The sequence below is a fragment of the Mesorhizobium sp. genome, assembly GCF_004962925.1.
Lineage (GTDB): Bacteria > Pseudomonadota > Alphaproteobacteria > Rhizobiales > Rhizobiaceae > Mesorhizobium.
The window spans coordinates 1-10,558 of sequence record NZ_SUEO01000219.1; the positions used below are offsets into that span (position 1 = coordinate 1).

The following is a 10,558-nucleotide window of genomic DNA, read 5'->3' on the forward strand; positions in this document are numbered from 1 at the left end:
GATCGACGAACCGCTCGCTCCCGGCCCGCGACCGCGGGGCCGGGAGCTCCGGGTCAAGGTCTTGACCCTCCCGCCCTTACCCGATCCAGCCCGGCTGTGCAGATGAGCAAGAGCGAACGTCCCAATCAACTCTTCCGCAACCTTAACGCCAAGGTTGCCTCTATTCCGATGGTCCTCACCGCACTGGTGATCTTCGTCGGCGGCAGCGCGTGGACGGTGCTCTATTCCTTCACCAATTCGAAGCTCCTGCCACGGCTGAACTTCGTCGGGCTCGACCAGTATTATCGGCTGTGGTCGACGCCGCGTTGGCTGGTCTCGATTGAGAACCTCCTGGTCTACGGCGTGCTGTCGCTGGTGTTCTCTCTCGTCATCGGCTTCATGCTGGCGGCGCTGCTCGACCAGAAGATCCGTTTCGAGGATACGTTCCGCACCATCTTCCTCTATCCCTTCGCGCTCTCCTTCATCGTCACCGGTCTTGTCTGGCAGTGGCTGCTCAACCCGGAGTTCGGAATCCAGGGGGTGGTGCGCGGCCTCGGCTGGGAAAGCTTCACCTTCGATCCGCTCTACAATTCCGACATCGTCATCTACGGCATATTGATCGCCGCGCTCTGGCAAGGCACGGGGCTCATCATGTGCCTGATGCTGGCGGGCCTGCGCGGGATCGACGAGGATATCTGGAAGGCCGCGCGGGTGGATGGGATACCCACCTTGAAGACCTATCTCTTCATCATCATTCCGATGATGCGACCGGTCTTCATCACCGCGCTGGTCATCATCGCTGCCGGTATCGTCAAGGTCTATGACCTGGTTGTCGCCCAGACCAGCGGCGGTCCCGGCATCGCCTCCGAAGTGCCGGCCAAATATGTCTATGACTACATGTTCTTCGCCCAGAACCTCGGCCAGGGCTTCGCCGCCTCGACGATGATGCTGCTGTCGGTGGTGGTGGTCATCGTGCCCTGGGCCTATCTCGAATTCGGAGGCAAGAAGCGTGTCTGACCATGCCGTTTCCCTGCCTGCCGGTACGGGCGCTATCGGGCTTGAGGCATCCGGGCCGCGGGGGCCGAAGCCGCGGCATGTGTTCTCGCGCCGCAACATCTTCCTCTATGGCACGCTCATCGTGGTGGCGCTGTACTATCTCCTGCCGCTCTATGTGATGGTGGTGACGTCGCTCAAGGGCATGCCGGAGATCCGCCTCGGCAACATCTTCTCACCGCCGCTCGAGATCACCTTTGAGCCTTGGGTGAAGGCCTGGTCCAGCGCCTGCACCGGCCTCAACTGCGACGGGCTCTCGCGCGGCTTCTGGAATTCGGTGCGCATCACCGTTCCGTCGGTCATCCTGTCGATCGCGATCGCTTCCGTGAACGGATACGCGCTTGCCAACTGGCGCTTCAAGGGAGCCGACACCTTCTTCGTGATCCTGATCGTGGGCGCCTTCATCCCTTATCAGGTGATGATCTATCCGATCGTCATCATCCTGCGCGAAGTGGGCCTCTACGGCAGCCTAAGCGGCCTGGTGATCGTCCATTCCATTTTCGGCATGCCGATCCTGACATTGTTGTTCCGCAACTATTTTTCTTCCATGCCGGAGGAATTGTTCCGGGCGGCGCGCGTCGACGGCGCCGGCTTCTGGGGCATCTATTTCCGTATCATGCTGCCGATGTCGCTGCCGATCTTCGTCGTCGCCATCATCCTGCAGGTGACCGGCATCTGGAACGACTTCCTGTTCGGTGTCGTCTACACCCGCCCCGACACCTATCCGATGACGGTGCAGCTCAACAACATCGTCAACTCGGTGCAAGGCGTGAAGGAATACAACGTCAACATGGCCGCCACCATCCTGACCGGCCTGGTACCGCTCGTCGTCTACTTCGTTTCCGGCAAGCTCTTCGTGCGTGGCATCGCCGCCGGCGCGGTGAAAGGATGATGATGACAAGAATGGAAAATCCCAGTGGTTCAATCCAGAATCCCAGTGTCTCGATTCAGGACCTGTCACTGAATTTCGGCGCGGTGTCGGTGCTGGAGACGCTCAACATCGATGTCGCCGAGGGCGAGTTCATCGTGCTGCTCGGTCCGTCCGGCTGCGGCAAGTCGACCTTGCTCAACTGCATCGCCGGCCTGCTTGACGTTTCCGACGGCCGCATCTTCATCAAGGGCAAGAACGTCACCTGGGAGGAGCCCAAGGACCGTGGCATCGGCATGGTGTTCCAGTCCTATGCGCTCTATCCGCAGATGACGGTGGAGAAGAACCTGTCCTTCGGGCTGCGCGTCGCTGGCATCGCCAAGGACGAGATCGCCAAGCGGATCGCGCGGGCCGCCGAAATCCTGCAGATCGAGCCGCTGTTGCAGCGCAAGCCGTCGGCGCTTTCGGGCGGCCAGCGCCAGCGTGTAGCCATCGGGCGGGCGCTGGTGCGCGACGTCGACGTCTTCCTCTTCGATGAGCCGCTTTCCAATCTCGACGCCAAGCTGCGGGCGGAGCTGCGTGTCGAAATCAAACTGCTGCACAGCAAGCTGCAGAACACCATGATCTATGTCACCCACGACCAGATCGAGGCGATGACACTGGCCGACCGCATCGCGGTGATGAAGGGCGGCGTGATCCAGCAGCTCGACGCACCGCAGACGATCTATAATCGCCCGGTCAACCGTTTCGTCGCCGGCTTCCTCGGCTCGCCGGCGATGAATTTCCTCGACGGCAGGCTAGAGAAGGACGAGGGCAACTGGTATTTCGCCGTCGAGGATGTGCGGATCCCGCTTGCCACCTACGCTTTCGAAAAGGAGCCCGTGCCGGGAGCGGCCGTGTTCGGTATCCGGCCCGAGCATGTCGCGTTCAACAGCGGCGCTGGATGGCCGTTTACAGCCACGTCAAATGTCGTGGTCGTCGAGCCAATGGGTTCCGACACGCTGGTCTGGCTGAAGCTCGGAAATCAGAATTTCACAGTGCGGGTGACATCTGAGCGCACGCCAAACAATGCCGACACCGTGAGCATCGGTTTTGATCCGACGCGCGCTTCGCTGTTCGACGCCGCAACCGGCGCCCGCCTGTAACGCCCCAAAGCCTCACTCCCAAGAATTTCACCTCAAACACATCCATCCCCAGAGAACGGACAGAGACGATGAATTGGTCATTCCAACTTTACAGCGCCCGCAATTTCCAACCCTGGGAAGGGGTGCTCCAGATGCTGGGCGAGCTCGGCTACGCGCAAGTCGAGGGGTTCGGCGGCGTCTATGACGACCCCAAGGCATTTCGTGCCGAACTCGACAAGAACGGGCTCACCATGCCGACCGGCCATTTCTCGATGGATGCGCTCGAGAAGGATTTCGACGGTGTGCGCAAAATCGCCGACGCGCTCGGTATCACGCTGCTCATCTGCCCCTACCTGGTCGCCGAGAGCAGGCCGACCGACACGGCTGGCTGGCGCGGCTTCGGCGCGCGCCTGGCCAAGGTCGGCGAGACGGCTGAGAAAGCCGGCTACGGCTTTGCCTGGCACAACCACGATTTCGAGTTCAAGAAGCTTGCCGACGGCTCTGTGCCGCAGGACCATATCCTGACGGCAGCGCCCGACATCGGCTGGGAGATGGACGTGGCCTGGGTGGTGCGCGGCGGCAACGATCCGCTGCCCTGGATCGAAAAGTATGGCAAACGCATCGCCGCCATCCATGTCAAGGACATTGCCAAGCCTGGCGAGGGGCTCGATGAGGACGGCTGGTCGGATGTCGGCCACGGCACGATCGACTGGGCCGGTCTGATCAAGGCGCTGCGCGCCAAGAGCGCTGCCAAATACTACGTCATGGAACAGGACAACCCCAACGACATCGCGCGCTTCGCCCGCCGCTCGATCGCAGCCGCCAAGACCTATTAGGAGCAAACCAGCATGGCAAAAAAACTTGGGATCGGCGTCATCGGTTGCGGCAACATTTCGAAGGCGTATTTCTCGTTTGCGCCGCTGTTTCGCGGCATCGAGATGCGCGCCTGCGCGGATATCAACATGGATGCGGCCAAGGCGCGGGCGAAGGAGTTCAAGCTGCGCGCTGAGACAGTCGAAGGGCTGCTCAAGGCTGACGATATCGACATCATCGTCAACCTCACCGTTCCGGCGGTGCACTACGAGGTGTCGAAACAGATCCTCGATGCCGGCAAGCACGTCTATTCCGAAAAGCCGTTCGTGCTGTCGGTCAAGGAAGGGCTCGACCTGAAGAAGCTGGCCGAGAGAGAGGGACTGCGCATCGGCTCGGCGCCCGACACTTTCCTCGGTGGCGCGCACCAGCTTGTCCGCAACCTGATCGATACTGGAAAGCTCGGCAAGATCACCAGCGGCACATGCCATGTGATGAGCCATGGGATGGAGCATTGGCACCCCAATCCGGACTTCTTCTTCCAGCCTGGCGCTGGCCCGGTGCTCGATATCGGACCCTATTACATCACCAATTTGATCCAGCTGATCGGGCCGGTAAAGCAGGTGGCAGCCTTCGCTTCGATCCCGAAGACAGAGCGCACCATCAGTTCGAAGCCGCGCGCCGGCGAAAAAATCCTGGTCGCAACGCCGACGACGATCCACGGCGTGATGGAGTTCGAGAATGGCGCCGTGGTGACGCTCAATACCAGCTGGGACGTGTGGAGCCATGGCCATGCGCCGATGGAGCTCTACGGCGAGTTGGGCACGGTGTTCTTGCCGGATCCGAATTTCTTCGGCGGCGAAGTTCGCGTCACCGACGCCGCCAAACCGGTCAAGAAGCTGCCGAAATGGAAGCATCCGTTCGGCGTGCCCAACCAGATGCATTCGCACGGCATGATGGCCAACTACCGCACCGCCGGTCTCGCCGACATGGCACTGGCGATTGCGGAAGGCCGGCCGCATCGGTGCTCGATGGAACTGGCGCTGCATGCCGTCGATGTGATGACCGGCATGTTGCGGTCGGGCGCGAGCGGAAAGTTCGTTGCCATGCAGACCACCTGCGAACGGCCTGCGGCACTGGGCGTCAAGGATGCGGAAGCGCTTTTGGCGAAGAAGAAAGGGCTCTTAGCGAAGAAGAAATAGGGTAAGCGCTTCAGCGATTGCGACACTTGCCGTTTAACGTCGACCCCTCTCCCCATAGAAACGGGGAGAGGCTAAGGGTGAGGGGCAGAGCCGACTCACCCTTTTCGCGGTGGCAATTGCCGGGCTCGCTTTTGATTTGAGGATCTCCCATGCCCTATGTGCCCGCCGAAAACCGCTACGAGAAAATGATCTACAATCGCTGCGGGCGATCCGGCCTGAAATTGCCGGCGATCTCGCTCGGGCTCTGGCACAATTTCGGTGACGACACGCCGCACCGGACCAAGCAGGCGATCACGCGCAAGGCTTTCGATCTCGGCATCACGCATTTCGACCTCGCCAATAATTACGGCCCGCCGCCCGGTTCGGCGGAAACCGCTTTTGGCGAAATCCTGCGGACAGATTTCTCCTCCTATCGCGACGAGCTAATCATCTCGACCAAGGCCGGCTATGAAATGTGGGCCGGGCCCTACGGCGAGTGGGGCGGACGCAAATATGTGCTGGCCAGCCTCGACCAGAGCCTGAAGCGGATGGGGCTCGACTACGTCGACATCTTCTATTCGCACCGCTTCGATCCTGATACTCCGCTTGAAGAAACGATGGGCGCGCTCGATCACGCGGTGCGCTCGGGCAAGGCGCTTTATGCCGGCATCTCCTCCTACAATTCGCAGCGCACGCGCGAAGCGGCCGACATATTGAAGCAACTGGGGACGCCTTGCGTCATCCATCAGCCGAGCTATTCGATGCTCAACCGCTGGGTCGAGGACGATGGTTTGCTCGACACGCTGGAGGGGCTCGGCGTCGGCTCGATCGTGTTCACGCCGCTGGCGCAAGGTATGCTGACCGACAAATATCTCGGTGGCATCCCTGAGGGCAGCCGCGCCAGCCAAGGCAAGTCGCTGAGGCCGGCCTTCATCAACGACAAGACCATCGCCAACATCAAGGCGCTGAACGCCATCGCCGGCCGCCGCGGCCAGACGCTGGCGCAGATGGCGCTGGCCTGGGTGCTGCGCAAGGGCCGGGTGACCTCGGCGCTGATCGGCGCCAGCCGGCCGGAACAGGTCGAAGATTGCGTCGGCGCGCTGAAGGCGCTGGACTTCAGCGATGCCGACCTCGCCGAAATCGACACCTACGCCCGCGAAGCCGATATCAATCTGTGGGCCGCCTCCGCCGAGCGCAAGGGCCCGCCACGCAAGTGATTCACTACGGAAGTGATTGGCAACGCATAGCCGAACAGGTACGGCGGGAACTGCTCCCGCGGTTTTTATTTACTCGGCCCGCCAATGCCGGAGTTTGGCCTGCCCGGAGTCGGCCGGTTTTTGGGCGGTGCCAGCACAGAAACAGTAGCAAAAACGCCCGTTCGTCGCTATCTGGAGACTGAAGCCGCTTGCATGCGGAAATGACGTGCGAGCGGCGCGACGGGTTGGATACAGAATCATGGCGGCAAGGGATGTGCTGACGAAGAACCAGTTGTGCGTGCTCGAGAAACTCGAGGCCGCCAGCGGGCCGCTCAGCGCCTATACATTGCTCGACCAGCTTCGCGATCGGGGCTTTCGCGCACCGCTGCAGGTCTATCGCGCGCTCGACACGCTGGTGAAGTCTGGTTTCGTGCACAGGCTCGAAAGCCTCAATTCCTTTGTCGCCTGCGCCGAGCCGCACGACCACAGCCATTCGATGACCGCTTTTGCCATCTGCGACACATGCGGGCAGGTGACCGAATTTTCCGATCATGATGTCGGACACCGGCTCGACGAATGGGTGCGCTCGACCGGCTTTGCCGCCAAGAAGGCGGTGATCGAGTTCCGCGGGACCTGTGCGAAATGCCGGGCCGAGGCGGCTTAAATCAAGGAAGCGGACCGGTCTTCGAAGCCTCGCTGGGTGCCAATGATGGCACCTAGGAAACGGGCCTTCTTGAGGTATGCCGGATGTGCAGGATCTCGATTGCATCGGCACGGGCGCGGTAGAAAACTTTGTAGGGATAGTGACCTATGAAGAGAACGCGAACGTCAGGGATATCGGTCGCGTGACCACTTTCTGGAAATTCGGCAAGTCGCGAAATCCCAGCTTGGATCCGGGAAATGACTGAATAGGCACCCTGAGGCGACCGCTCTTCGAGGTAGTTGAAAATTGCTTCGCGTTCGGCAAAGGCTTGCCGCGTGAATCGGACCTTCATAGCCTGTGGCGAATGTCGGCAGCTCGAACCGTATCCTCATCTACGAAGGTGCCGTGATCGGCCTCTGCGAGTCCTGCTGTTACGGCGCGGCGCTCTGTTTCCGACGTGGCATATAGACCGGTTCGGCGCGCTTCAATGACGCGGGCATAGTCGGCGAGCTCCTCTTGGTCTTCGCGAGGCCAAGCTTCCGCGTGCTTTACCAGGTTCTCAAGTGTCTTGGTGATCATGAGGACAGTATAGCACACCGCTGCTTCTCGTGAACCTTGAACCGAAATATGGCTCAACGGCAGGAGGAAGTGAGCCACACCGGATATTGCCTTCCTAAACGGGAAGTCGATAGCGTCCCCGAACTAATGCGCCTCTTCCCAATTGTTGGCGGCGCGGGCGTCGACGTGCAGCGGCACTGACATCGAGACCGCCGGCATCGCGGCGTTCTCCATCACGTGGCGCACGACGGGGATCGTCGCCTCGACCTCCGCTTCCACCGTCTCGAAGACCAGCTCGTCATGCACTTGCAGCAGCATGCGGGCCGACAGCTTCGCCTTTTCCAGCGCATCGTCCATGCGGATCATGGCGCGACGGATGATGTCGGCGGCGGTGCCCTGCAGGCGGGCGTTGATCGAGGCGCGCTCGTTGAAGGCGCGGACCGAAGGATTGGAAGAGCGTATCTCCGGATAGTGGATGCGGCGGCCGAAGATCGTTTCGACGAAGCCGTGCTCGCGGGCATAGGCCTTGGTTGCGTCGATATAGTCGCGGATGCCCGGGAAGCGTTCGAAATATTTCTTGATATAGGCGCCGGCCTCTTCGCGCGGGATCGACAGCTGGTTGGCCAGACCAAAGGCGGAAATGCCGTAGATGATGCCAAAATTGATCGCCTTGGCGCGGCGGCGTATCTCCGCGGGCATGCCCTCGACCGGCACGTTGAACATCTCCGACGCGGTGATGGCGTGGATGTCGGCGCCGTCGGCAAACGCCTGCTTGAGCTGCGGGATCTCGGCGACATGGGCGAGCACGCGCAGCTCGATCTGGCTGTAGTCGGCGGAAACCAGCTTGTTGCCCTTGTCGGCGATGAAGGCCGTCCTGATCTTCCGACCCTCGACCGTGCGTACCGGAATGTTCTGCAAGTTGGGATCGGAGGACGACAGCCGTCCTGTCGTCGTCGCGGCAAGGGCATATGAGGTGTGGACGCGCTTCGTATCGGGATGGACGAAACCGGGCAGCGCGTCGGTATAGGTCGATTTCAATTTGGTCAGCTGGCGCCAGTCGACGATCTTGCGCGGCAGCTCGTGGCCTTCGGCGGCGAGGTCTTCCAGGAGCTGCGCCGAGGTCGACCACTGGCCGGTCTTGGTCTTGGAGCCGCCGGGCAGCCCCATCCTGCCGAACAAGATGTCGCCGAGCTGTTTTGGCGAGCCGATATTGATGCGCTCGCCGACGAGCTGGTAGATTTCATCCTCCAGCCGCGCGGCGCCCTGTGCCAGTTCGCCGGAGAGCCGCGACAGGATCTGCCGGTCGACGGAGATGCCGCGCTGCTCCATCCTTGCCAGCACCGGCACCAGCGGCCGTTCCAGCCGCTCGTAGACCGAGACGAGGCCTTTGGCGGCAAGCCGCGGCTTCAGCACCCGCCAGAGCCTGAGCGTCACATCGGCGTGCTCCGCCGCATAGGCCGTTGCCTTGACGATATCGACCTGGTCGAAGCCGACGAAGCTTCTTCCCGAGCCGGCCAGTTCCTTGAGGGCAATGGTCGAGTGGCCGAGCCACTTTTCCGACAGAGCCGCCATGCTGTGGCCCCCGGACGTGCCTGCGTCGAGCACGTAGGAAATCAGCATGGTGTCGTCGAAGGGGGCGACATCGATGCCGTGGCGGCTCATGACGACGAGGTCGTATTTCAGCTCCTGAACGATCTTGAGAACCGATCTGTCCTCCAGCAACGGCTTCAGAATGCCGAGCGCCTCGCGGATCGGGATCTGGTTTTCGACCGCTCCGCCGCCGAGCAGATCGCCGTTGCCGCTTTTGTGGGCGAGCGGCACATAGGCGGCGCGCCCGGGCGCGGTGGCCATGGAGAGGCCGATCAGCTCGGCCTGCATCGGGTCGGCTGACGTGGTCTCGGTATCGAATGCGACGATGCCGGTCTCCATCGCCTCGGCCACCCATGCCTTCAGCGCTGCTGTGTCGCGGATGGTTACGTAGGCGCTGGTGTCGATCTTGCTGGCGGTGGCGTCCTCGAAGCGAAGCGCCGACAGAAGCGAAGGGGTGTCGCCTTCCTTGGGTTCCACCTTGACGGTGGCCGGCACCGCTTCCCCGGCTTCGTCTGTCACTGCGCCTGCCGCGCTTTCGGCGGCTGCCGGCACTCCAAACCCGACATCGGGACCATGCGCGGTGTCGGCGCGCTCGATAATGACGGGAACGGCCTTGACATCAGCCGCTTCCGTTCCGGTGGCTTCCGCCACGCGGCGGGTCAGCGAGGAGAATTCCATCGTCTTGAGGAAGCCGATCAGCTTTGGTCCGTCGGGCGGATGCAACACGAAATCGTCAAGCCCGCCGATCCCCGGCACGTCGTTCTTCAGCGTCACCAGTTCACGCGAGATGCGCGCCTTGTCTGCATTGGCGATGATCGATTCGCGACGCTTGTCCTGCTTGATCTCGCCGGCGCGCGCCAGCAGCCCGTCGAGGTCGCCGAACTGTTCGAGCAATTGTGCCGCCGTCTTCGGCCCGATGCCGGGCACGCCCGGCACATTGTCGACCGAATCGCCGGTCAGCGCCTGCAGGTCGATCATCTTTTCGGGCGGCACGCCCCATTTCTCGACGACTTCGGGAACGCCGATCTGACGGTCCTTCATCGGGTCGTACATGCCGACCGTTGCGCCGACCAGCTGCATCAGGTCCTTGTCGGAGGAGATGATGGTGGTGTCGGCGCCGGCTTCGCAGGCAAGCCGGCAATAGGTGGCGATCAGGTCGTCGGCCTCGAAGCCCTCCATCTCGATGCAGGGCAGGTTGAAGGCCCTGGTCGCCTGGCGGATGAGGCCGAACTGCGGGATCAAATCTTCCGGCGGCGCGGAGCGGTTGGCCTTGTATTCGGGGTAGAGATCGTTGCGGAAGGTTTTCGACGAATAGTCGAAGATGACGGCGAAATGCGTCGGCACCACGCCGACATCGGTGTTGCGGGCGTCCTGCGTCAGCTTCCACACCATGTTGCAGAAGCCGAGCACGGCACTGGTCGGCAGGCCGTCGGATTTGCGGGTCAGTGGTGGTAGCGCGTGATAGGCACGGAAGATGTAGCCGGAGCCGTCGACAAGGAAGAGATGATCGCCTTTTTTCATGGGACGAAGGGATAGCGCGGCGCGGCGTCGTGGTC

10 protein-coding genes are annotated in these 10,558 nt (G+C 61.8%); 7 read left to right on the top strand and 3 right to left on the bottom strand.

Going from position 1 to position 10,558, the window contains the following annotated elements:
* Positions 1 to 102: 102 nt before the first annotated feature.
* The 7 genes from E5W87_RS29515 to E5W87_RS29545 all read left to right on the top strand — a co-directional run bounded on the left by E5W87_RS29515 (position 103) and on the right by E5W87_RS29545 (position 6,875).
* Positions 103 to 996: a carbohydrate ABC transporter permease gene (locus tag E5W87_RS29515; RefSeq protein ID WP_292405631.1), complete on the top strand. Its 894-nt coding sequence runs from the start codon at positions 103 to 105 to the stop codon at positions 994 to 996.
* A complete protein-coding gene (locus tag E5W87_RS29520) occupies positions 989 to 1,924 on the top strand; it encodes a carbohydrate ABC transporter permease (protein ID WP_292405634.1) in 936 nt (311 codons plus the stop codon). The genes E5W87_RS29515 and E5W87_RS29520 overlap by 8 nt, the downstream gene beginning before the upstream one ends.
* Before the next feature lie 11 nt (positions 1,925 to 1,935).
* Positions 1,936 to 3,045, top strand: coding sequence for an ABC transporter ATP-binding protein (locus E5W87_RS29525; RefSeq protein ID WP_292405637.1), 1,110 nt, complete (start codon positions 1,936 to 1,938; stop codon positions 3,043 to 3,045).
* A gap of 68 nt (positions 3,046 to 3,113) precedes the next feature.
* Positions 3,114 to 3,860, top strand: coding sequence for a sugar phosphate isomerase/epimerase (locus E5W87_RS29530; RefSeq protein ID WP_292405641.1), 747 nt, complete (start codon positions 3,114 to 3,116; stop codon positions 3,858 to 3,860).
* A 12-nt stretch (positions 3,861 to 3,872) separates the two neighbouring features.
* Complete coding sequence (locus tag E5W87_RS29535; protein ID WP_292405645.1) at positions 3,873 to 5,036, top strand: Gfo/Idh/MocA family oxidoreductase; 1,164 nt, start codon at positions 3,873 to 3,875, stop codon at positions 5,034 to 5,036.
* Between the two features lie 149 nt (positions 5,037 to 5,185).
* Complete coding sequence (mgrA, locus tag E5W87_RS29540; RefSeq protein WP_292405648.1) at positions 5,186 to 6,232, top strand: L-glyceraldehyde 3-phosphate reductase; 1,047 nt, start codon at positions 5,186 to 5,188, stop codon at positions 6,230 to 6,232.
* A 238-nt stretch (positions 6,233 to 6,470) separates the two neighbouring features.
* Complete coding sequence (locus tag E5W87_RS29545) at positions 6,471 to 6,875, top strand: Fur family transcriptional regulator (RefSeq protein WP_292405651.1); 405 nt, start codon at positions 6,471 to 6,473, stop codon at positions 6,873 to 6,875.
* A 52-nt stretch (positions 6,876 to 6,927) separates the two neighbouring features.
* On the opposite strand, the gene E5W87_RS36190 is transcribed toward E5W87_RS29545, so the two are convergent.
* The 3 genes from E5W87_RS36190 to polA are packed head-to-tail and all read right to left on the bottom strand — an operon-like array spanning position 6,928 to position 10,523.
* A complete protein-coding gene (locus E5W87_RS36190; RefSeq protein WP_292483446.1) occupies positions 6,928 to 7,206 on the bottom strand; it encodes a type II toxin-antitoxin system RelE/ParE family toxin in 279 nt (92 codons plus the stop codon).
* Positions 7,203 to 7,511, bottom strand: a complete 309-nt coding sequence (locus tag E5W87_RS29550; RefSeq protein ID WP_292405654.1) for a hypothetical protein — start codon at positions 7,509 to 7,511, stop codon at positions 7,203 to 7,205. Before E5W87_RS29550 ends, E5W87_RS36190 begins: the two co-directional genes overlap by 4 nt.
* 45 nt (positions 7,512 to 7,556) lie before the next feature.
* Positions 7,557 to 10,523 (bottom strand): DNA polymerase I, encoded by a 2,967-nt coding sequence (gene polA, locus E5W87_RS29555; protein ID WP_292405657.1) that lies wholly within the window; start codon positions 10,521 to 10,523, stop codon positions 7,557 to 7,559.
* Positions 10,524 to 10,558 lie beyond the last annotated feature (35 nt).

What these genes read in the sequence shown, in the direction of transcription:
- E5W87_RS29515 (WP_292405631.1), top strand. Translation starts at nt 103, where the DNA reads ATGAGCAAGAGCGAACGTCCCAATCAACTCTTCCGCAACCTTAACGCC.
- E5W87_RS29525 (WP_292405637.1), top strand. Translation starts at nt 1,936, where the DNA reads ATGGAAAATCCCAGTGGTTCAATCCAGAATCCCAGTGTCTCGATTCAG.
- E5W87_RS29530 (WP_292405641.1), top strand. Translation starts at nt 3,114, where the DNA reads ATGAATTGGTCATTCCAACTTTACAGCGCCCGCAATTTCCAACCCTGG.
- E5W87_RS29535 (WP_292405645.1), top strand. Translation starts at nt 3,873, where the DNA reads ATGGCAAAAAAACTTGGGATCGGCGTCATCGGTTGCGGCAACATTTCG.
- mgrA (WP_292405648.1), top strand. Translation starts at nt 5,186, where the DNA reads ATGCCCTATGTGCCCGCCGAAAACCGCTACGAGAAAATGATCTACAAT.
- E5W87_RS29545 (WP_292405651.1), top strand. Translation starts at nt 6,471, where the DNA reads ATGGCGGCAAGGGATGTGCTGACGAAGAACCAGTTGTGCGTGCTCGAG.
- E5W87_RS36190 (WP_292483446.1), bottom strand. Translation starts at nt 7,206, where the DNA reads ATGAAGGTCCGATTCACGCGGCAAGCCTTTGCCGAACGCGAAGCAATT.
- polA (WP_292405657.1), bottom strand. Translation starts at nt 10,523, where the DNA reads ATGAAAAAAGGCGATCATCTCTTCCTTGTCGACGGCTCCGGCTACATC.